The organism is Mycobacterium marseillense (genome assembly GCF_010731675.1).
Lineage (GTDB): Bacteria > Actinomycetota > Actinomycetes > Mycobacteriales > Mycobacteriaceae > Mycobacterium > Mycobacterium marseillense.
The window spans coordinates 3,253,352-3,274,157 of record NZ_AP022584.1; the positions used below are offsets into that span (position 1 = coordinate 3,253,352).

The 20,806-nt window shown below is 65.9% G+C and carries 20 protein-coding genes and 1 riboswitch; of the genes, 11 read left to right on the top strand and 9 right to left on the bottom strand.

The genetic code is table 11. The features are described from left to right. The first annotated feature begins 6 nt into the window (after positions 1-6). The gene (locus G6N26_RS14945) at positions 7-282 is read left to right on the top strand and encodes a hypothetical protein (protein ID WP_095577870.1); all 276 of its coding nucleotides are present in this window, start codon (positions 7-9) and stop codon (positions 280-282) included. A 28-nt stretch (positions 283-310) separates the two neighbouring features. Here G6N26_RS14945 and G6N26_RS14950 read toward each other — a convergent pair whose 3' ends face one another. After that, positions 311-691, bottom strand: coding sequence for an STAS domain-containing protein (locus G6N26_RS14950; protein ID WP_067167437.1), 381 nt, complete (start codon positions 689-691; stop codon positions 311-313). Between the two features lie 111 nt (positions 692-802). Then, the gene (locus tag G6N26_RS14955) at positions 803-1,462 is read right to left on the bottom strand and encodes a PAS and ANTAR domain-containing protein (protein WP_225323355.1); all 660 of its coding nucleotides are present in this window, start codon (positions 1,460-1,462) and stop codon (positions 803-805) included. A 153-nt stretch (positions 1,463-1,615) separates the two neighbouring features. Beyond that, a riboswitch (TPP riboswitch) is annotated at positions 1,616-1,726 on the top strand. On the opposite strand from G6N26_RS14955, the gene thiC reads away from it, so the two are divergent. The 5 genes from thiC to G6N26_RS14980 all read left to right on the top strand — a co-directional run bounded on the left by thiC (position 1,718) and on the right by G6N26_RS14980 (position 6,452). After that, complete coding sequence (gene thiC, locus G6N26_RS14960) at positions 1,718-3,358, top strand: phosphomethylpyrimidine synthase ThiC (protein ID WP_067167432.1); 1,641 nt, start codon at positions 1,718-1,720, stop codon at positions 3,356-3,358. Its footprint overlaps the riboswitch before it by 9 nt. A 263-nt stretch (positions 3,359-3,621) precedes the next feature. Beyond that, entirely contained in the window at positions 3,622-4,449 is an 828-nt protein-coding gene (gene thiD, locus G6N26_RS14965; RefSeq protein WP_083019484.1) for a bifunctional hydroxymethylpyrimidine kinase/phosphomethylpyrimidine kinase, read from the top strand. Continuing rightward, the gene (locus G6N26_RS14970) at positions 4,449-5,078 is read left to right on the top strand and encodes an alpha/beta hydrolase family protein (RefSeq protein WP_067167427.1); all 630 of its coding nucleotides are present in this window, start codon (positions 4,449-4,451) and stop codon (positions 5,076-5,078) included. Before thiD ends, G6N26_RS14970 begins: the two co-directional genes overlap by 1 nt. A 46-nt stretch (positions 5,079-5,124) precedes the next feature. Beyond that, positions 5,125-5,559, top strand: a complete 435-nt coding sequence (locus G6N26_RS14975; RefSeq protein ID WP_067167425.1) for a MarR family winged helix-turn-helix transcriptional regulator — start codon at positions 5,125-5,127, stop codon at positions 5,557-5,559. Between the two features lie 17 nt (positions 5,560-5,576). Further along, complete coding sequence (locus G6N26_RS14980; protein WP_083019486.1) at positions 5,577-6,452, top strand: LLM class F420-dependent oxidoreductase; 876 nt, start codon at positions 5,577-5,579, stop codon at positions 6,450-6,452. A gap of 16 nt (positions 6,453-6,468) precedes the next feature. On the opposite strand, the gene G6N26_RS14985 is transcribed toward G6N26_RS14980, so the two are convergent. Next, positions 6,469-7,917 (bottom strand): neutral zinc metallopeptidase, encoded by a 1,449-nt coding sequence (locus G6N26_RS14985; RefSeq protein WP_083019488.1) that lies wholly within the window; start codon positions 7,915-7,917, stop codon positions 6,469-6,471. A gap of 265 nt (positions 7,918-8,182) precedes the next feature. On the opposite strand from G6N26_RS14985, the gene G6N26_RS14990 reads away from it, so the two are divergent. From G6N26_RS14990 to G6N26_RS15010, 5 genes are all read left to right on the top strand, one after another. Next, complete coding sequence (locus G6N26_RS14990) at positions 8,183-9,628, top strand: serine hydrolase domain-containing protein (protein ID WP_232067600.1); 1,446 nt, start codon at positions 8,183-8,185, stop codon at positions 9,626-9,628. Between the two features lie 50 nt (positions 9,629-9,678). After that, positions 9,679-10,590 carry a class I SAM-dependent methyltransferase gene (locus tag G6N26_RS14995; protein ID WP_083019492.1) on the top strand — a complete coding sequence of 304 codons (912 nt, stop codon included), beginning with the start codon at positions 9,679-9,681 and terminating at the stop codon, positions 10,588-10,590. A gap of 56 nt (positions 10,591-10,646) precedes the next feature. Further along, complete coding sequence (locus G6N26_RS15000; RefSeq protein ID WP_163648815.1) at positions 10,647-11,897, top strand: HNH endonuclease signature motif containing protein; 1,251 nt, start codon at positions 10,647-10,649, stop codon at positions 11,895-11,897. A gap of 390 nt (positions 11,898-12,287) precedes the next feature. Further along, positions 12,288-13,211, top strand: a complete 924-nt coding sequence (locus G6N26_RS15005) for a class I SAM-dependent methyltransferase (protein WP_083019104.1) — start codon at positions 12,288-12,290, stop codon at positions 13,209-13,211. 25 nt (positions 13,212-13,236) lie between these two features. Next, positions 13,237-14,457, top strand: coding sequence for a peptidoglycan DD-metalloendopeptidase family protein (locus G6N26_RS15010; RefSeq protein ID WP_083019106.1), 1,221 nt, complete (start codon positions 13,237-13,239; stop codon positions 14,455-14,457). Here the strand turns inward: G6N26_RS15010 and G6N26_RS15015 are convergent. From G6N26_RS15015 to G6N26_RS15040, 6 genes are all read right to left on the bottom strand, one after another. Then, entirely contained in the window at positions 14,441-15,493 is a 1,053-nt protein-coding gene (locus tag G6N26_RS15015; protein WP_225323443.1) for a hypothetical protein, read from the bottom strand. The two genes, G6N26_RS15010 and G6N26_RS15015, sit on opposite strands and share 17 nt — an antisense overlap. A gap of 145 nt (positions 15,494-15,638) precedes the next feature. After that, positions 15,639-16,622, bottom strand: coding sequence for an NAD-dependent epimerase/dehydratase family protein (locus G6N26_RS15020; protein WP_083019108.1), 984 nt, complete (start codon positions 16,620-16,622; stop codon positions 15,639-15,641). 255 nt (positions 16,623-16,877) lie between these two features. Further along, positions 16,878-18,350, bottom strand: coding sequence for a M28 family peptidase (locus tag G6N26_RS15025; protein WP_083019110.1), 1,473 nt, complete (start codon positions 18,348-18,350; stop codon positions 16,878-16,880). Beyond that, positions 18,347-19,828, bottom strand: a complete 1,482-nt coding sequence (locus G6N26_RS15030) for a M28 family metallopeptidase (protein ID WP_067167285.1) — start codon at positions 19,826-19,828, stop codon at positions 18,347-18,349. The genes G6N26_RS15025 and G6N26_RS15030 overlap by 4 nt, the downstream gene beginning before the upstream one ends. Before the next feature lie 53 nt (positions 19,829-19,881). After that, a complete protein-coding gene (locus G6N26_RS15035; protein ID WP_067167321.1) occupies positions 19,882-20,307 on the bottom strand; it encodes a DUF2752 domain-containing protein in 426 nt (141 codons plus the stop codon). A gap of 15 nt (positions 20,308-20,322) precedes the next feature. Continuing rightward, complete coding sequence (locus G6N26_RS15040) at positions 20,323-20,658, bottom strand: CD225/dispanin family protein (protein WP_067167289.1); 336 nt, start codon at positions 20,656-20,658, stop codon at positions 20,323-20,325. Positions 20,659-20,806: the final 148 nt, after the last annotated feature.

Consider the following 20,806-nt stretch of genomic DNA (forward strand, 5'->3'; position numbering starts at 1 on the left):
CAAATCATGGCGGAAAAGAAGTCGCGGCGGGACACCTCTCAGCGCGATGCGGTGGACAAGATCCGCGAGGGCGAAACGTTTGTGGTGAACCTGCCGGGGATCGGCCAGGTGGAGATCCCCCGGCCTGAGCAGCTGGCGTACTTCGGGGGGCTGGCGGCCCTGGCGGCGCTCGAACTCATCGACTGGCCGGTGGCCGTGGTCATCGCCGCCGGGCACCTTTTGGCGAGCAACCACCACAACAAGCTCCTCGAGGAACTCGGCGAGGCGATGGAGGAGGTCTAACCGGGCCGCACGGCAGGCGGACCCGCGTTCATCGTTGGCGTCCGCGCTGCAACGCGTCCGACAGCGTCGGGTAGATGTCGAACACGCGATCCAACTCGGTGACCTGAATCGGGCGTAGCACCTGGTCGTCATCGGCGACCAGGCGGACCGGCGTCCCACGGGCCGCGCCGCTCTCGTGGCAATCGAGCACCGCATTCAATGCCGCGCTCCCGAAGAAGTCGACGTTTTGCAAGTCGATGATTACCGGACGGGCCGGCTGCGTCGCGGCCTGCTCCACCGCGGTCGCCAAGTGGGCGGCGAGCTCACCGACGGTCCTGGAGTCGACAGCGCCTTTGACCCGCACGACGATCGCGTCCTCATGCGCCTCGTATTCGACCGCCAACAAGTTCGTGCCTTTCGCCGCAGCCACCGGTCAGATCTGCAGCCGCTAAGCCCGACGACGCGGCGGGGATGCGCGGTCGCGCATTGCAGACCACCAGAGATTAACTCCTACCCGAACTGCCGTTTAACAAATCGCGGGTTACCCGGCGGGCTCGGGCGAAATCCTCTCGTGCACGGTCAGCAGCAAATGATCGAACTGGCTCTGCACGGTCGCCGCCGGCGCCGGCAGGGTGGCCAATTCGTCGAGCAGCTGCCTGGCCAGCGCGCGTAGTTTCACATTGGTCTCTTGCGAGCGCCACTGCAGCACGCGGAACGCCTGCTCGGCGCTGACCCGGTAGACGTACATCAGCACACCCTTGGCCTGTTCGATGGCCGCGCGGCTCTCGAACAGATCCGGCAGCGCCTCGTCGAGCACTTCCTGCCGGGTTTCGTCGAGCGTGTTGGTGAGATCGATGTAGTAGCCCTCGGTGCCCACCACGGCGCCCGACACGTCGCGCATGCGGTCGGCGACGACGATCGCGTCGTGCACCGTACCCGCGGTGTCGATGAACCGGTGCCGGCTCGAGAACGACCCTTCCGACTGCAGGGCGTGGTCGAGCAATTCCTGGACATGGGCGCGGTCGTCGGGATGCTTGTGCGACAACAACAGTTGGGTCGTCGGCTCGACATCCCCCGGTCCGTAGCCGTGCATCCTGGCCACCTCGTCGGACCATTCCCAGCGTTGACCCACGAACCAGAACCGGAAGGTGCCGATGGTCAGGTATTCCGCCGGCGTCTCGCCGGGGCCCGAGGATCGCACGCCGTCCGCATCGGTCGATGATTCTGCCGCTCGCCCGCGCTGTTGCACGTATGCATTTTTCCATTCGGGAAATGTCTTCGGCTACTGCCCCGGAAGAAAGGGCCGTCACCCTGCCGTGTGGTCCGGGGTGGGGGTAACGTCGCGTGCGGACCCATCCATCAACGCGGGAGCGCATGCCGAGTGCGCTGAGAGGACGGCTCGGGGCCGTCGACCGTACGAACCTGACCGGGTAATGCCGGCGTAGGGAGATGAAAAATGACCGAGACATTGTCGGGAACCACTGCACCGTCCGTCACCACCGGCCCGATTGCGGGCAGCCACAAGATCTATCGCGATGTCGCGGGCGGGCGGGTCCCGTTCCGCCGGGTGGACCTGTCCAATGGCGATCACTTCGACCTCTACGACACCTCGGGCCCCTACACCGATCCGGACGTGACGATCGACCTGGCGGCGGGACTGCCTCCGCGGCCCGGAGTGATTCGCGACCGTGGCACTCAGCTGCAGCGCGCCCGCGCGGGCGAGATCACCGCGGAGATGGCGTTCATCGCCGCGCGCGAGGGCATGCCCGCGGAATTGGTGCGCGACGAGGTCGCCCGCGGGCGCGCGGTGATCCCGGCCAATCACAACCACCCCGAGATCGAGCCGATGATCATCGGCAAGGCCTTTGCCACCAAGGTCAACGCGAACATCGGCAACTCGGCGGTGACGTCGTCGATCGCCGAGGAGGTCGACAAGATGGTGTGGGCGACCCGGTGGGGTGCGGACACCATCATGGACCTGTCCACTGGCAAGAACATTCACGAAACCCGCGAGTGGATCATGCGCAACTCGCCGGTTCCGGTCGGTACCGTGCCGATCTACCAGGCGCTGGAAAAGGTCAAGGGCGATCCGACCGAACTGACGTGGGAGATGTACCGCGACACCGTGATCGAGCAGTGCGAACAGGGCGTGGACTACATGACCGTGCACGCCGGGGTGCTGCTGCGCTACGTGCCGCTGACCGCCAAGCGCGTCACCGGCATCGTCTCCCGCGGCGGCTCCATCATGGCCGCCTGGTGCCTGGCGCATCACCGGGAGTCGTTCCTCTACACCAACTTCGACGAACTCTGCGAGATCTTCGCCCGCTACGACGTCACCTTCTCGCTCGGTGACGGGCTGCGGCCGGGCTCGATCGCCGACGCCAACGACGCGGCGCAGTTCGCCGAGCTGCGCACCCTTGGTGAGCTGACCAAGATCGCGAAATCCCATGGTGTGCAAGTCATGATCGAGGGCCCGGGGCACGTGCCGATGCACAAGATCGTCGAGAACGTGCGCCTGGAAGAGGAGTGGTGCGAGGAGGCCCCGTTCTACACGCTGGGCCCGCTGGCCACCGACATCGCGCCGGCTTACGACCACATCACCTCGGCGATCGGCGCGGCTATCATCGCCCAGGCCGGGACCGCGATGCTGTGCTACGTGACGCCCAAGGAACACCTGGGGTTGCCGGACCGCAAGGACGTCAAGGACGGCGTGATCGCCTACAAGATCGCCGCGCACGCCGGCGATCTGGCCAAGGGACATCCGCATGCCCAGGAGCGCGACAACGCATTGAGCCAGGCGCGCTTCGAGTTTCGCTGGAACGACCAGTTCGCCCTGTCGCTGGATCCCGACACCGCGCGGGAGTACCACGACGAGACGCTGCCGGCCGAGCCCGCCAAGACTGCGCACTTCTGCTCGATGTGCGGGCCGAAGTTCTGCTCGATGCGTATCACGCAGGACGTCCGCGACTATGCCGCCAAACACGGCCTGGACAGCGAGGAAGCGATCGAGGCGGCCATGTCCGAGGGCATGGCGGAGAAGTCTCGCGAGTTCGCCGAGCACGGCAACCGGGTGTATCTGCCGCTGGCACAGCAGTGATCGCAGGCGCGGCGCGGCCGGGCGCAGCGGGTCGCCGCCATTTGGCCGCGGCGATCGCCAGCGCGGCGCGGCCGGGCGCAGCGGGTCGCCGCCATTTGGCCGCGGCGATCGCCAGCGCGGCGGCCGGGCGCAGCGGGTCGCCGCCATTTGGCCGCGGCGATCGCCAGCGCGGCGCGGCCGGGCGCAGCGGGTCGCCGCCATTTGGCCGCGGCGATCGCCAGCGCGGCGCGGCCGGGCGCAGCGGGTCGCCGCCATTTGGCACAGTGACGTTCCTGCCTGTTCCACCGCCGGGCGCGATACCCCTGCGGGTGCTGTCTATCGCCGGGTCAGACTCCGGAGGCGGCGCAGGCATCCAGGCCGATATGCGCACCATGGCGCTGTTGGGTGTGCACGCGTGCGTCGCGGTGACCGCGGTTACCGTGCAGAACACGGTGGGAGTCAAGAGTTTTCACGAGATTCCCGAAGATGTCGTCGCCGGCCAGATCGAAGCCGTGGTCAGCGACATCGGCATTCAGGCCGCTAAGACCGGCATGCTGGCGTCGCCGCGCATCATCGACACCGTGGCCACCACCTGGCGCCATCTCGCCCTGACTGTCCCGCTCGTCGTCGACCCGGTGGCGGCGTCCATGCACGGAGACGCACTGATGGCACCTGCGGCGCTGGATTCGCTTCGGAACCAATTGTTTCCGTTGGCCACGCTGGTGACGCCAAACCTCGACGAGGTGCGTCTGCTGGTCGACATCGACGTCGTGGACCCGGCATCGCAGCGGGCGGCGGCCAAGGCCCTGCATGCGCTCGGGCCGCAGTGGGTGTTGGTCAAGGGCGGTCACCTGCGCTCGTCGGACCGCAGCTGTGACCTGCTCTATGACGGCACCTCCTACCACGAGTTCGATGCGGAGCGCATCGCGACCGGCAACGACCACGGCGGCGGGGACACCTTGGCCAGCGCGGCCGCGTGCGCGCTGGCGCACGGCTTCACAGTGCCGGACGCGGTCGGCTTCGGGAAGCGGTGGGTCACCGAATGTCTGCGCGCGTCCTATCCCCTGGGCCACGGCCACGGCCCCGTCTCCCCGCTGTTTAGGCTGTCGTGATGACCCAACACCTCGATCAGATCGCGGGCATCGCGCACGAACCCGACGGTGCCGCGAAAGGTGTGGTCGTACTCACCCACGGTGCCGGCGGCAACAGGGATTCTCCACTGCTGCAACAGGTTTGCGATGAATGGGCCCACCGGGGCTGGCTGGCGGTGCGCTATAACCTGCCCTACCGGCGGCGGCGGCCCACCGGACCGCCGTCCGGGTCGGCAGCCAGCGATCGCGCCGGGATCGTCGAGGCGATCGCGTTGTGCCGCGGCCTCGGCGGGGGCCCGCTGATCGCCGGCGGGCATTCCTACGGCGGCCGGCAGACATCCATGGTGGTTGCCGCCGGCGAGGCCCCGGTGGATGTGCTGACGCTGTTCTCCTACCCGCTGCACCCGCCGGGTAAGCCGGAGCGGCTGCGCACCGAGCACCTGCCCGACATCACGGTGCCGACGGTGTTCACCCACGGAACGTCGGACCCCTTCGGCACGCCCGACGAGCTGCGCACCGCGGCGGCGCTGATCAGCGGAACGACCGCTGTCGTCGAGATCGCGAGCGCCCGACACGATCTGCGGTCCAAGACCCTGAATGTCCCGGCCTTGGCGGTCGACGCCGCGCTGCAGTTGCTCGGTCGGAAATAGGCAGCTAGGACTGGACAGTTTTGACTGTCTAATTTAGAGTAGTGCCGTGGATGGCATCAGCGACTCCGCAGTGGCGGCGGCACGCGATATCCGGGTGGTGTTCAGCCGGCTGCGCCGCCGACTGAAGGACATCGCGGTCGACGGTTTGACGCCGTCGCAGACGGCGGTGCTCACTCGGCTGTGGAAAGAGGGGCCGTCGTCGGCGAGCGTGTTGGCCGGTGCGGAACAGGTACGTCCCCAGTCGATGGCGACCATCCTGGCCGCGTTGGGACAGCGGGGGCTCATCGAACGCTCCGCGGATCCGAATGATGGTCGGCGACAGGTGGTCTCGCTGACCGCGGCGGGGCGAAAGCGCGCCGAGAGCGACCGTCGCGCCCGGGAGGAATGGCTGGCGCGGACCATTCAGGAGCGCTACACCGAGGCGGAACGGCGCGTCATCGTCGACGCGCTCTCGCTCCTCGAGCGCTTGACCGAACAATAGGAAAGGCGGCACCCACAATGGAATTGGGATTGCATTTCATCGACTTTCTACCCGGAGACCCAGCACGGCTGGGTTCGACGCTAGCCGACGCGGCCAAGGCCGCCGAGCAGGGCGGCGCCACGTTGTTCACCCTTGCCGACCACTTCTTCCAGATGGAAGAGCTTGGCCCGGCCCAGAATCCATTCCTCGAGGGCTACACCTCATTGGGATTCTTGGCCGCCCAGACCTCCACGATCGACCTGGCCCTGCTGGTCACCGGGGTCACCTATCGTCACCCCGGCGTGTTGGCCAAAACGGTCACCACCCTGGACGTCTTGTCGCAAGGCCGGTCGATGCTGGGGCTCGGTGCGGCGTGGTACGAGCGCGAGCACACCGCGCTGGGCATTCCGTATCCGCCGCTGAGCGCGCGCTTCGAGATGCTCGAGGAGACGCTGCAAATCTGCCGGCAGATGTGGAGCGACGACGACGGGCCCTATGCAGGCAAGCACTATCGGCTGAACGAGACGATCTGTGCGCCACAACCGATTCGGCGGCCCCCGATCTTGATCGGCGGGGACGGCGAGAGGAAGACACTGCGCTTGGTCGCGCAATATGCCGACATCTGGAACAGCATGTCGAACGACGTCGATGAGCTCGCGCACAAGGTCGATGTGTTGCGCGGGCACTGCGACGCGGTGGGCAGGGATTCAGGCGACATTCGTAAGACGTCCGGCGGCCTGGCAACGACAGACCCGTTCGAGAACATCGACGAATATCTGAAGACCGCGGAACGCTTCGCCGCGCTCGGTGTGGACATGATCAATGTCGGCCCGCTGCCCGGCAACCCCGACCCGGTCGGGTTCGTCCGCCGGCTGGGCGACGAGGTCATTCCACGGCTCGCCGAAATAGGTTGACCCGGAGCGTCTTTCGCTATCCCGGATAACGCGAGTAACACGCGTCCACGTTGCCGGTCACGCCGCCGCGGAACGCCGCAATCCGGGTGAAACCGGCGGGCACGCTGGTGCCATCGGCGTCGCTGGCCACCAGGTGGTTGGTGAGCAACCCAGCGACCGCTTCGTCGAGATCACCGGCGGTGAGCTGCAATTGGTTGTGCGAGGGCAGTTCGATGGGCTCGGCTATCTTGCGGTGCGCCACACCGGTGAGGCACGCGGTGCGCAGCGCGGTCCACGGGCTCTGCATCGGCAGGCCGCGTTCATGCTGCACCGCCAGCGCGTATCTCGACATCACGACGGACAGAGCTGTGTCGTCGCCTTGAGGGAGGGTCTGTTCGCTCTCGTCGGCGACCCTGCCCACGACGGCGAGCTTGGGCAACTCGATCGCGATGGTGTTGGTGGCCGGGCAGTAGGACGCCGGCGGGGTGGGCTTGGCGTCCGGACAATTGGCGGGCTGGTAGGACAGCGTCGGCGGTTTGGCCGGGGCGAAGATCTTGCCCAGCAGTTCCATCAGGGTCGACAGGGTGTCCCGGTTGATCGGGACCTCGCCGGTCTCCGGCGTTCCGGTGGTGGCGTCGACGCGCAAGGCGTTCGGCAGATCGCCGCGGCGCTGCTCGATTTCCCTGCGGTCGATCGTCGCGCAGGCCGATGCGCCGGTGAGGAAACCCATCTGGAAGGCGCTGATCCGGTCCAGTGCCGAGCCGTGTGCGTCGTCGTTTTCGGTCTCGCTGTCCATCACCGGGTCACGTGTGGTGATGATTCCCGCCAGCACGTGGTCGAGCCCGTCGGCGGTGCTCAGCGTGAAGCGCGGCGACTTGCCGTCGGCGACCCAGAACAGGTAGACGCCGGCGAAGCAGTCGGCCTGCTGTTCGTGGACGATGGTCGGGTCCCTTCTGGTCACCAGCTTTGCCATCTGTTGCAGCGCGTGCCCGAATTCGTGTGCGAGCACGCCGGTGACGGACATGTCGCCGAAGTACTTCTGCGCGACGGGCATGAACACGCCGCGGTCCCAGGCGATCAGGTTGCAGCGCGACGTGTAGAAAGCGTTGACGAGCTTGTAGGTGTCGTTGTGGCACACGATCGGGCTGCTCGGGTCGTTGGAGTCGTAGGACACCATCTTGCTGACGGGTTTGAAGGTGCCCTTCAGCGATTGGCTGTACGCCGACTGCCAGTAGTCCTCGATGTCGTTGACCGAGAGCAACGCCAGCCTGTCGACGGGCCCGTCGTCGGTGTTGAGCACCTTGCCCGTGGGGCTGGGCGCGTTCGAGCGAATCCCGCTGGGCCCGTTCGTCGCAGGCAGCCCGCCCACCAGGAAGGGGTCGTTGAGCATCGACAGCGCGCGTCCGTCGACGAACGTCGTGCACCCGGCCACCACGAGCACCGCCGCCGCCCAGACCAGTGCCGACCTGAGCGCATGGCTATTCATGACCAACCTCATCCCGACCGGCGACACGGCAGCACCAAGGGGCCTCATTCTAGAGGTGCCGGAAGTCCGCGGCAGGCGAAATCGAGAGACCCAGCAAACCCCGGCCGGACGCGGCTGCGCTAGAAAGGCGGTGGCTCGCCGTCGCCTTCGGCTGACAGCCCGGCGTGTGTCAGGCCTCGCGATGGTCACATAAGCCCAGCTATATTGACGGTCATGTGGACGGTGCCGCGGAGGGCCAAAGGCATCACGAGGCCATTCGGATCGACTGCCGCACGAAGTCGCCGCTGCAGTGGTTGACACTGCTAACTGCGCGGACCTTGGCGTGGCGTTCGACGAACTCGACGCCAAGATCAACGCCGCCATGAAGGACTATGCGATTCCGGGCGTCGCGGTTGCTGTCTGGGTCGACGGCCAAGAGTTCGTCAAGGGCTACGGGGTCACCAATGTCGACCATCCGTTGCCTGTCGACGGCGACACTGTCTTCCGAATCGGTTCGACCACAAAGACTTTCACAGGCACCGCGCTGATGCGCCTGGTCGAGCAGGGCAAGGTGGACCTGGATTTACCCGTGCGCCGCTACATTCACGACTTCGCGGTGGCCGACGAGTCAGTCGGCGCCACGGTGACCGTGCGCCAACTGCTCAACCACACCGCGGGCTGGGATGGCCGCAACGGCCAGGACTTTGGGCGCGGCGATGATGCGGTAGCGCGTTACGTCGACTCGATGTCACGTTTGCCGCAGCTGACTGCTCCGGGAACCGCGTTCGCGTATAACAATTCGGGTCTTGTAGTGGCGGGGCGCATCATCGAGCTTGTCACCGGAACAACCTACGAGTCAGCGGTGCGGAAGCTGGTACTCGATCCGCTGCAGCTTGCTCACACCCACTACTTTTCCGACCAAATCGTCGGTCTGAATGTCGCGGCAGCGCACGCCGTGGTCGACGGTAAACCCATTGTCGAAACGGACTTTTGGGCGTTTCCACGCAGTTGCAACCCCACCGGCGGATTGATGTCCACAGCGCGAGATCAGCTGCGCTACGCTCGGTTCCATCTCGGCGACGGCAGGGCGCCTCACGGTGAGCAGATGCTGAGCCGATGGTCGCTGGAGGCAATGCGCTCGAACCCTGGCGCGGGCGGAACACTTTGGGTCGAGCTGACCGGGATGGGCGTGACCTGGATGCTGCGGCCGTCCGCGGAGCATGTCACCATCGTCGAGCACGGCGGCACCTGGAAGGGGCAACGCTCCGGTTTCTTCATGGTGCCCGATCGCGACTTCGCCATGACCGTACTCACCAACTCTGACGGCGGATTTCATCTGATCAACGACCTTTTCGCCTGTGACTGGGCGTTGCGAAGATTCGCCGGCATCAGCAATCTGCCTGCCGCACCGCAACGCCTTGGCACCGCCGACTTGGCACCCTACGAGGGCCGGTACATCGCCGGGCAAGTATCCCAAAATGGCAACCTCGAGCAAACGGTCATCGAGTTCCGGGCGAGGGACGGCCAGCTCGCTGGAACCCTGGCTGATGCTGCCAATCCGGATGGTCCCGATAACGCCGAACTGGGGCTCGCCTTCTACCGGCCCGACTACGGGATCGACTTGGGACCCGACGGCAAACCCACCGGCAGTCGATCCAACTTCGTCCGTGGACCGGACGGCGACATCGCCTGGTTCTGCACCCTCCACGGGCGCCTGTTCCGACGCCAATGAATGCACCCAACTCAAACAGCCGACGACGAGGACACGGCTAAGGTGAGTTGATGCCTCGCACCGACGACGACAACTGGGATCTGGCGTCTGGCGTCGGGGTCACTGCGACCATCGTCGCGGCCGGGCGCGCGATGGCCACCAGGGATCCGCGCGGTTTGATCAACGATCCGTTCGCCGAATCTCTGGTCCGTGCGGTGGGGTTGGATCTCTTCACCAAGATGATGGACGGCGAACTCGACATGTCGGCGATCGCAGACGTCTCACCGACCGTGGCGCGGGCGATGGTCGACGGAAACGCGGTCCGCACGAAGTACTTTGACGACTACGTCCTCGACGCCACCGACCGGGGGATTCGACAAGTCGCGATCCTCGGGTCGGGGTTGGACGCCCGGGCCTACCGTCTGCCGTGTCCGACCGGGACGGTGGTCTACGAGATCGACCAGCCACGGGTCATCGAGTTCAAGACGACGACCTTGACCGGCCTGGGCGCCGGACCCTCGACGACCCTGCGCGCCGTGCCCGTCGATTTGCGCGCGGATTGGCCGACGGCGTTGCACACTGCCGGCTTTGACGCGGGAGTACCGACGGCGTGGCTGGCCGAGGGTTTGCTGATGTATCTGAGGCCGGAAGACCAGGACCGGCTGTTCGACAACATCACCGCGCTCAGCGCACCAGGAAGTAGGGTGGCCACCGAATTCGTCACCAGCATCGTCGATTTCGACGCCGAGCGATCGCGGACCATATCCAACCCGTTCCGTGACCATGGCGTCGACATTGACTTGGCTTCGTTGGTCTACACCGGCCAACGCAGCCACGCCCTCGACTACCTCGGCGTCAAGGGCTGGCAGCTCGAAGGTGTACCACTGGCAGAACTGTTTCGGCGCAGCGGCCTCGAGGTGCCCGCTCCGGAAGACGACGACACCCTCTTTATCAGCGGCAGCCTGACCAGCCAGCCGCGGTGATTACTGAGTTCGACGGGCGGCCCGGACTTGTCGTACCTGGCTGCGATGATGGCGTCATGTCTTCGATCGCATCTGCTGACGCCGAGGTGGTGACTGCGAGCGACCGCCTTGAGGTGTTGTTCGAGGAGTTGGCGGAGTTGGCCGGTCAGCGCAATGCGATTGATGGGCGCATCGTGCAGATCGTCGCCGAGATCGATCGCGACCAATTGTGCGGTGTGACCGGTGCGCGCTCGGTGCCGGCGTTGGTGGCCTGGAAGCTGGGGTGTTCGTCGGGCAATGCCCACACGATCAGCACCATCGCTGGCCGGCTGGAGGAGTTTCCCCGCTGCGCGGCAGGCATGCGCGAGGGTCGGCTGTCGGCCGATCAGGTCGGGGTGATCGCCGCACACGCGGGCCAGGGATCTGATGACCATTACGCCCAACTGGCCGCGGTCGCCACGGTCAATCAGCTGCGCACCGCGGTCAAGCTGGAACCGCGTCCTGACCCCGAACCCCGGCCCGAGCCCGAGCGGTCGTTTATCGCGACCGCCACCGAGCAGGGGGCGTGTTATCGAATCACCCTGGGCCACGTGGATGCCGCGAAATTCGACGCCGCGTTGGCCTCGCATCGTGACGCGCTCATCGCCGAGTGGCGCCGCGACCACGGCGAGGGCGCCGGCGTGGGCGATCAGCGTCCGCCGGTGCCGGGCACGGCCGAGGCGTTCATGCGTTTGGTGGAGGCGGGTTGGGATGCCGAGGCCACCCGCCGCCCCCACGGGCAGCACACCACCGTGGTGGCCCACCTCGACATCGAGCGGCGCGTTGCCGCGCTGCATCTGGGTCCGCTGCTGCCCGACGCCGAACGCCGCTACCTGACCTGTGATGCCACCTGTGAAGTCTGGTTCGAGCGCCACGGCGAGCCCATCGGCGCCGGCCGGGCAACCCGGGTGATCAACCGGCGGCTGCGCCGCGCCCTCGAGCACCGCGACCGCATGTGCGCGATACCCGGGTGCGGCGCCACCCGCGGTCTGCACGCCCACCACATCCGGCACTGGGAAGACGGCGGCCCCACCGAGTTGGCCAACCTGGTCCTGGTCTGCCCCTATCACCACCGGCTGCACCACCGGGGCGAGATCACCATCACCGGACCCGCGCACGCTCTCATCGTCACCGACGACACCGGCCGATTACTGAGCCCGGGATCACTGGCACGCCCCCCGACCCAACCCCCACCCGCTGTCCCACCGTGTCCCGGACCTACCGGCGAACGCGCCGATTGGTGGTGGTATGACCCCTTCCAACCCCAACCACCACCGACAAACAACTAGCCCGGCTACCGGGCTAGGCGATCAAACGCCATGGCGCACAACACCGTTCGTCCACAGCATCCGGTCGCCTAGCTCGCCGTGGACCTCGTCCACGCCCACGGTAAGCATGCGCACCAATGTGAGCCAAGTCGGGACTGCGTTGGCGCGATTGCCGACTCCCAATATCCGGGATCTGACACACCCTGGAGTTTCGCGAGCAGGGCAGCGCCCCTTGCCAATCGATCCAGCCCACATCGGAGGCGCAGCAACGACGACCAGGGCCGCGCTCCGCCCGTCTCAGTCGTCCTCGGCTAATCGAATTAGGGCGAATAGCTTCACTTGACACCTCGTTTGTATGCGATTCTTTGACCAGTACGCGTGGGCAGTTGTGCGGGAGGACAGGAAGGAATTGTGGTGCGGAGAGACGACGACAGCTGGGATCTGACCAGCCACGTCGGCGCGACCGCAACGCTGGTGGCCGCGGGCCGGGCCAGAGCCACCAATTCGGCCGAACCCTTGATCGAGGACAGGTTCGCAGAGCCGTTGGTCCGCGCGGTGGGTATCGAATTCCTCATCAGGTGGGCCACCGGAGAACTCCGCGCGTCCGACGTCGACGATCCCGAAGCGGCGTGGGGTCTACAGCGGATGACCACCGAGCTGGTGGCCCGCACTCGCTACTTCGATCGGTTCCTCGCAGACGCCACAGCCACCGGGATCCGCCAGGCGGTGATCCTGGCGTCCGGGCTTGACGCGCGCGGCTACCGACTCTCGTGGCCGCCCGGGATGACGGTCTATGAGATCGATCAACCGGACGTGCTGCAATTCAAGGCCGAAACCTTGGCGCAGCTGTGTGCCGAGCCGACGGCACGTCTGCGGATGGTGCAGGCCGACCTGCGTCACGACTGGCCGGCCGCGCTGCTGCGTAGCGGATTCGAGCCGGCGCAGCCGACCGCCTGGATGGCCGAAGGGCTGTTCGGTTATCTGCCCCCGGAAGCCCAGGATCGCTTGCTGGACAACGTCACCAAGCTCAGCGCGCCGGGCAGCCAGATGGCCATGGAGACGTTCGTGGGCTCGTCGGACCTGGACTCCGAGCGGGTCGAAGAGATCATCCGCAGTGCGACACGCACCTGGCGCGACCATGGATTCCATCTCGACATCTGGTCTTTGAACTATTCCGGGGCCCGCAGCGACGTTTCCGCCTACCTCGACAACCACGGGTGGCGATCGGTGGGGACCACGGCCGCGCAGCTGCTGGCCGATCACCTGCCCGAGATGTCTGGCAATCACGTCGCGCCTTCCGAAAAGCCCAGCTACTACATTTCGGTTCTCGCGTGATACACGCGACTCAGAGGACAACGGGATGCGGATTCTGGCGGTAACGCGCGCGCACAATGCCGGGAAAACCTTGGCCGATACCTTGGACTCGCTGGCCACCTTCAGCGACGAGATCTACGCGATCGACGACCGCAGCACCGACGGCACCGCCGCGATTCTCGCGGACCATCCCGCGGTCACCAATGTTGTTCGCGCCCGGGCGGATTTACCGTCCACACCATGGTTGATCCCCGAGTCCACCGGCCTGGAGCTGCTGTACCGGATGGCCGATTTCTGTCGGCCGGACTGGATGGTGATGGTCGACGCCGACTGGGTTTTCCAGATCGACGTCGACATCCGTGAGGTGCTTGCGCGCACACCGGACGACGTGGCGGCGCTGATGTGTCCGATGGTTTCCCGCTGGGATGATCCCGAATACCCGGACATGGTGCCGGTGATGGGCACCGCCGAGGCGCTGCGCGGGCCGTTTTGGCGTTGGTACCCGGGCCTGTATGCGGGCTCCAAGTTGATGCACAATTCGCACTGGCCGGCCAACATCGCCGACCACGGTCGGATAGGGCAGCTGGACGGAATCCGCTTGATGCACAACGGCTGGTCGACGCTGAAGGAACGGATCGCGCGAGTCAGGCACTACATGCGGCTGGATCCGGATTTTCGGCACAACTTCGGTGTGGCCTATGACCGGTCCCTGCTGTTCGGCTACGCACTCGATGAGGTCGACCTCCTCAAAGCGGACTACCAGCGGCGGATGCGCGGTGATTTCGACCGGACCGAACCGGGGGCACGGCTGCCGATCGAGGCGCAGCCACGCGCGATCGGTCGCGGATACGGACCCCGCGCGGACGGTTTCCATCCCGGCATTGACTTCGCCGCTGACCCCGGGAGCCCGATTTACACCGTCATGTCCGGAACTGTCTGCTGCGCGGGCAAAGTCGATCACCTTTACTCGGTGACCATCTCGAACGGCGATACCGAAATCCGCTACGTGTTTCGGCCCGGTGACGCTACGCACATTCCAGTCGGTGAGCGAATAAGTGCGGGAACCCGGATCGGCAGCATCGGTGCGGAGGACCAATCAACAGACGGTTACCTGCATTTCGAGACGCGGGTTCGGCGCGCACATGTCAATCCGCTGCGCTTTCTGGGCAACATGGGCCTGCGGCCCTGGCCGCCGCCGGGGCGGCTGCGCGCGGTATCGGGCAACTACCCGCCCGCCACACCGTGCACAATCACCGCCGACGGGTGATCTCGGGCGACCTCGGCGCAGTGCGCTGGGCCGCCTCGACGCGTTCCAGCAGACTGCGGCCGGCCCGGATCGTCGACCGGACCTCCTGCAGCAGTTTGGCGGGATGCTGCAGATCCATGTCGTGCAGCCCGTCGTAGCGGTCGATGCCGAAGCCCACTGTCTCGATGCCGATTCCGAACGGCAGGGTCAGAGTTCGCAGCGCGTCAAAGTGCTGATAGGGGACAAACGGCTGACCGGTCACCAGTAGACAACTCGATTGCTGCATATCCAGGCTCCGCGCGGTAAAGGTGAAGGTATCCGCGGAGGTGGCGCGCCGGTTGTGTGGGTCCGGCGACGGTGCCTCGAGCAGCGTGATGGGCACCCCGACGTCGTTGCTGTCTTCGCCGAAGTGCCACACAATCTGGCCCCGATGCGGGTCGTCGACTCGCTGCCGCCCATGACGCACCACCTCGCGGGTATCCATCCCGAATGCGTCGGCCGCAGCGGCCGCCAGCAGCTCGAATTCGGTACGCGCGCCTGGCGCGCACGACGCGGCCGCCTCGTGTTCGGACGGCAGTAGCTGCCGAGAAGCGGCGGCCAGCACGATATGACCGACGCGATTCTCGGCAGCCAGATCCCGAGCCCACCGGGCCCGAAGCATGTTCGAATAACGTCCGGTGCCGATCACCAGCAGGTAGTCGAATGCTGTCTCAGTGGGCCATGATTCATCTGTAAGGCCCAGCTGTTGCGCCAGCGTCGTGATTGTGTCGAGTTGGCGGTCTGGCAGGTCCAGACGGGCGATCATCCACCGCGCCCCGCCGTCGGCGTCTTGGGACCGCATCTGCTCCCCGCTCCGACGTGCCCTCGCTCGGCCCCGGTAATCCCATACCGTGCTGAACTCGTCAAGAGCGGCCAGTCGGGCTGCCAGGTCAGCGTGCCGCGGGAAGACTCCGCCGAACATCGCAACCAACTGCGCTAGCGCGTCATGCGCACTCCACGCGTCGATCTCGCGGCGCAGCGATGTCAAAAACTCACCATCGAAGTCGCCGCGACACATCGACACTTCAGCCGGATTGTTCACTTCAAGTCCCTTGCTCCGCGAACACGAAACACCGAGCCATTTGTGGGATGGAACCTTTCACCAGCCTAACGGCGATGGGCTGGGCAAGATGCACTTTTTCCGAAATCGGTAATCGCGGACCTCATAGGGGAGACAAGACGCCGCTGATCCCGTCTTGTTCATAGGAGTGTTGTGGCTGATCCTTCGCCCATTGGATGTAGCGGTCGATGCCTTCCCAGATACCGACCTCGGGCTCGAATCCCAGGCTTTTGGCGAAGTCGATGTTGGCGGGGAAACGAGCGACTTCGCCGGCCCGTGCCTCACGGCGTTCGATTTTGGCGTCGAACTTGTCGGCAACGTATTCGACAATGTCCTTCACGCGGGTGTTTATGCCACTCGCGAAATTGATCGCCTGTCCACGAAGCGCAGTGTTTTCCAATACAAGCTTGTATGCCCGCACGATATCGCTGACGTACAGATAGTCGCGCGTTGCCGAACCGTCGCCGAAGATCGTCAGGTTTTCGCCGTTGATGGCCTGACGGACGAGTCGTGGGATCAGCGCACCGAATCGCCCGGTCTTCTGGCGCACCCCGAAGATGTTGAATGGCCGAACAATCGTGACGTCAAGGCCATAGGACCGGTAGTAGGAGTAGCACAACCGATCAGCCCCCGCCTTGGAGGCGCCGTAGGGGCTGTTCGGTTTGAGCTCTGCTGTCTCGTCGAGAAGCTCGCCCTCCTGCAAATTGTGTCCGTCGCCGTACACTTCGCAGGTTGACACGTAGATCAACCGGTTCTTGTAGCGTCGTACCGCCTCGAGCACGCGATGCGTACCCATGACGTTGGTTTCGAGAAAGCTCTCCGGATCGCCGAGAGACTGGTCAACGTTGATATTGGCGGCCAGATGAAAAACGACGTGGTGCTCGCGCACCGCGCGATGGACCGTTTCGCCATCGGTCACAGAACCCGAGATAAAGGCCGCCCGCGGGTGCGAACGAAAGTCATTCGTGTTTCGGTTCGCACTCTTCGACGACGTATTCAGGACCGTGACCCAATGCCCGTCGGCCAGTAGCGACTCGCATAGATGGCTTCCCTGGAAGCCTGCGCCCCCCGTGACAAGTATTTCCATCTGTTCAGTCCCTCGCGTGCTACTCGTAAGGCGAGAGCTTAATCGATACTCGCGGGCCAGGTGGGCGATCCGACTTGATAGCCGATGCTCTTATGTTCTCAGGCAAGGAGTTCGGTAATTCCCTACCGGGATCGCGGCTGCCTGCTAAACTCCGCGAGCGATGTAGCGCCTGGCGGGACGCATTATTTCGTTTTACTTTTGCCTCAGGCTTGGCGGTCGGCGAGGTACAGCCGGTTTGGCCCGCGGCGTCCGACACTACGGCATTCGGGTGCGATGCCTCTTCTCGTGTGATGGCACGCCGTTGACCCCACCGAGCGACTCGGCGTAGCTCCCGACCGCGAACCCGACCCCAGAACCCATGATCCCCAACGCTTCCCGGTTCATGTTGTCGACTGTGTCCCGCGGGCTCTGGAAGTTCGGATCGAACGGCACGCCGGCCTGGCCGCCCCATAACCGCGCCTGCACGGTGGTTTTCGTCTGCGAGGAACCGGTCGTCAGCCCCCCGATCGGCACGCCCGCGACCATGAAGGGGTGGTAGTCGGCCCGGGAATTGAGCGGCATGTCCGCGGGGCGCTTACCGGCCAGGTTCAGATAGCCGGCCAGGGTGCGCTCGATGCCCGCCGAGCCCTCGGGGACATCCGCGGCGAAGACGCCGGGTCCGGGCGGACCGGATTGATCGCCGTCGTCGGTGAAGAAGCCCGCGTTGGGCGACCCCAGCATGGTGAAGTTCAGATAGAGCGCGATGTCGTTGAGCTGATCACGGTCCAAGCCGAACACGTAATCCATCACCCCGTTGAGCCCTTCGGCTTCGGCCCCCCAGAACACGAACCGCACCGCGTTGTTCACCGGGGCGAGCGGTCCCAGTTGGCGGGCCGTCTCGAGCACCGCGGCCACCCCGGAGCCGTCGTCGTTGATGCCGGGCCCGGCGCGTGAACCGTCGAGCTGCGCACCCACCACGACGACGTCATGGGGCGATCCGGTTTTGGTCTGTGCCAAGACATTTCGGGAGGTGATCTTGGTGTGGACGGCATCGAGCACGAGGCGGATCGGTGCGGTCACACCGGACAGCGCGGAGGCGCCGTAGGGGTTGACGACGGCGACCGGCACGGTCAGCTGCTTGAAGTAACCGGGGCTGAACAACGTGGGCGGAGCCCCCCGCCCGTTGGGGGCGCTCAGCACGATCAGTGCGCTCGCCCCCTTGGCCAGGGCGCTGTTCTGTTTGTCGACCACCGAGCAGCGGGTGTCGTCGACGATGGCGATCGCGCCCTTGGGTATCACGGCCGGGTAGTCGTGGGCCGCGCAACCCGACGGCTGCGCCGGCCGGATCGGCTGTCCCGTCAGGCCGCCGGGCGGTGTCTGCACCAGCAGCGACGCCTGATCGACGGGGTAGGTGCGGCCCGCGACGGTCAGCGACGGCTTACCCATAGACACGGTGTACAGCCGGTCGAACTGCGGTGTCTGCACGTCAAAACCCTTGTCGCGCAGCGTTTTGGCTACGTAGTCCACGCTGCCGCTGAAACCCGGGGTGCCGTCCGCGCGGTTGCCACCGTTGGCATTGGCGATGTCCTGCAGGGCGCGCAAATGAGTGACCATGCCCTCGACGCTGATCTTTTTGGCCAGGCCGTGCCCGAGATCCGGTGTCGCGGCGTGCGGGCCGGGCCGCATCGACGAACACCCGGCCACGAGACCCGCGATCACCAACAGCGTTGCGCCCCAACGGGAAATCATGACTTGGCGAGAACGTGCCGGACGCGGTCTTCCATGACCGGGACCCCGTTGTGTCCGCTGAGGTCTTGAGCGTAGAGCCCGAGCGCGTAGGCCACCCCGCCGCCGTTGATTCCCAGCGCGGTGCGGTCGATGTGATCGAGGGTGTCACCTTTTTGGTGGTAATTCGGGTCGAACGGTTGGTCGGCCGTCCCGCCCCACAGCTTGGCCTGGTCCGCGGACATCTTCCCCTCGGCGCCGGAGAACAGGCCGCCGGCGGGAATCCCCGCCAGGGTGAATCCGTCGTAGTCGGACCGGCCGTCGAAGGAGGTGTCCTGTGCGGTCTTGCCGGCCGACTTCAGGTAGGCGGCCAGCGTGCGCTCGATGCCGGCCGAGCCTTCGGGCACCACCGGCTTGCCGCGGGCGTCCATCGGCAGCGATTGGTCCCCGTCGTAGGTGAAATAGCCGGGGTTCGGCGACGCCAGCATGTCGAAGTTGAGGTACAGCGCAATGTTTTTGAGCGCGGCCAGGTCCAGCGACTCGACGTAGTTCCGCGACCCGATGAGCCCGAGCTCCTCCGCACCCCAGAAACCGAATCGCAGCTTGTTGTGCACCGACGGCGAACTGCCCAGCCGCACAGCGGTTTCCAGCACGGCCGCCACTCCGGATCCGTTGTCGTTGATCCCCGGCCCCTCGGGCACGCTGTCCAGGTGCGCCCCGGCCATCACCACGTTGGCGTCCGAACCGGTCTTGGTCTGTGCGATCACGTTGCGGGCCTTGAAGCTTTGCGCGCTGGCGTCGAGCTTGATCGTGGTGGGTCCCGGCTGGCCGCGCAGCTGCACGCCGGTGGATTTCGTCACGCTGAGCACCGGGATCTTCACCTCGGTGGTCGGACCGAGCGTGCCGCCCATCTGTTCCTCGTCGACGTTGTCGGCGATGATCATCGCCACGGCTCCGCGCTGCGCCGCGACGTCTTCCTTCTGAGCGAACGGGCACGTACCGCGATCGACGAGCACCACCGCGCCCCGCACCGGGAGATCGCCGTAGTCGGAGACCGCACACCCCAAGCTGTTGGCCGGCGCGGGGACCAGCGGACCGCTCACCCCGCCCGGCGGGGTTCCCAGGCTGAAGTCCAGGGCGCGCGCCTCCACCGGCCTGCCGCCGACGGTCAGCTCCGGCTTCTCGGCGTGGAACACCCGCGCCGAGAACTCGGGCGTCTGCACGTCAAACCCGCTGTTGCGCAAGGTATTCACTACATAGTCGACGCTGGCCTCGTACCCGGGGGTGCCCACCGCCCGGGTGCCGTTGTTGGCGTTGGCGATGTCTTGCAGCTTGGACAGATGCGCCATCATGGCGTCGGTCGTCACCTTGCCGCGCAAGGCGGACGCGAACTCGGCCGCACCCGTCGTTTGCTCCGAGGACCGGTGGGAGCAACCGGTCGAGAATGCGGTCAGGGCGATCACGGCGAGCGCCGCCGGCAACGTCGCGAGTTTTTTCACCATCGCGCCCCAGGTTAGACCGCGGCCCCAGCCGCCGGGATCAGGACACGTCGGGATCAGACATACAGCGCAGTGAAGGGCGCAAAGGGGATGTTGCGCACTACGAACCACGCCAGCACCAATGACAGTGTCACGGCGGCGGCCCAGCGGCGGTGTTGCCAACTACGGACCCGCCGTCCCACCACGTGCCCGTAGGTCCAGGCCACGTACGCCCACACCAACAGCCCGACCGCCGCCAGGCCAAGAGCGTTGAACCTGGCGGCCGCCAACACATTGCCGTGCATGAGGGAATACAGCATGCGTAGGCTGCCGCAACCGGGACAGTCGATTCCCAACAACGCCTTGGTGGGGCATACCGGCAGCGGGCCGTTCGGAGTGGTCGGGTCCGCCGCCCAGATGGCGGCGCACATCAACGTCGTGGATGCGGCCACCACCAGTGGTGCACCCAGGCCCGCGTGCGCCGCCCCCCGGCGGGTCACCAACATCGGAACCCGCGCTTAGAACATCGCGGCGAGCGCCGCGTTGGTGTCCGTGTTCAGCGCGCCGACCGACATCAAGATGACGTAGATGATGCCGACGACGACGCCGATGGCCGCCGACCAGATCGCCCATTTCTTGGCGCTCTCGGCCGATGCCTGCGCCTCGGCGTAGCGGCCCTGCGCCCACAAGCCGTTGACCTGGCTGGATTTGACGATCGCCACGATCCCGAACGGAAGACAGCAGAACAGGGTCACCAGGATCGACCACACCAGATAGTTGTTCGGCGCTTGGGCGGCCGGCTGCTGCGGCGGGTAACCGGGAGGAGGCGGCGGCGGGGGCGGCGGTTGTGTCATGGATTCTCCAGTCAAGAGAAGTTAGCTGGCGTAAAGCGGTGCTAACCATACCCGCTCAGCGCCGCGACGGCACTAGCAATGAAAAAACCTGGGCTGCGCAACGGCCGTCGCGGCGCCTCGGCGGCGGCCGCGCATCGGCGGGAAGACC

Bases quoted from the DNA above. Each gene is read 5' to 3' on its own strand.
- G6N26_RS15020 (WP_083019108.1), bottom strand. From the start codon at position 16,622: ATGGAAATACTTGTCACGGGGGGCGCAGGCTTCCAGGGAAGCCATCTA.
- G6N26_RS15015 (WP_225323443.1), bottom strand. From the start codon at position 15,493: ATGTGTCGCGGCGACTTCGATGGTGAGTTTTTGACATCGCTGCGCCGC.
- G6N26_RS14985 (WP_083019488.1), bottom strand. From the start codon at position 7,917: ATGAATAGCCATGCGCTCAGGTCGGCACTGGTCTGGGCGGCGGCGGTG.
- G6N26_RS14980 (WP_083019486.1), top strand. From the start codon at position 5,577: ATGGAATTGGGATTGCATTTCATCGACTTTCTACCCGGAGACCCAGCA.
- G6N26_RS15010 (WP_083019106.1), top strand. From the start codon at position 13,237: ATGCGGATTCTGGCGGTAACGCGCGCGCACAATGCCGGGAAAACCTTG.
- G6N26_RS15025 (WP_083019110.1), bottom strand. From the start codon at position 18,350: ATGATTTCCCGTTGGGGCGCAACGCTGTTGGTGATCGCGGGTCTCGTG.
- G6N26_RS14970 (WP_067167427.1), top strand. From the start codon at position 4,449: ATGACCCAACACCTCGATCAGATCGCGGGCATCGCGCACGAACCCGAC.
- G6N26_RS15030 (WP_067167285.1), bottom strand. From the start codon at position 19,828: ATGGTGAAAAAACTCGCGACGTTGCCGGCGGCGCTCGCCGTGATCGCC.
- thiC (WP_067167432.1), top strand. From the start codon at position 1,718: ATGACCGAGACATTGTCGGGAACCACTGCACCGTCCGTCACCACCGGC.
- G6N26_RS14995 (WP_083019492.1), top strand. From the start codon at position 9,679: ATGCCTCGCACCGACGACGACAACTGGGATCTGGCGTCTGGCGTCGGG.
- G6N26_RS14945 (WP_095577870.1), top strand. From the start codon at position 7: ATGGCGGAAAAGAAGTCGCGGCGGGACACCTCTCAGCGCGATGCGGTG.
- G6N26_RS15040 (WP_067167289.1), bottom strand. From the start codon at position 20,658: ATGACACAACCGCCGCCCCCGCCGCCGCCTCCTCCCGGTTACCCGCCG.
- G6N26_RS15000 (WP_163648815.1), top strand. From the start codon at position 10,647: ATGTCTTCGATCGCATCTGCTGACGCCGAGGTGGTGACTGCGAGCGAC.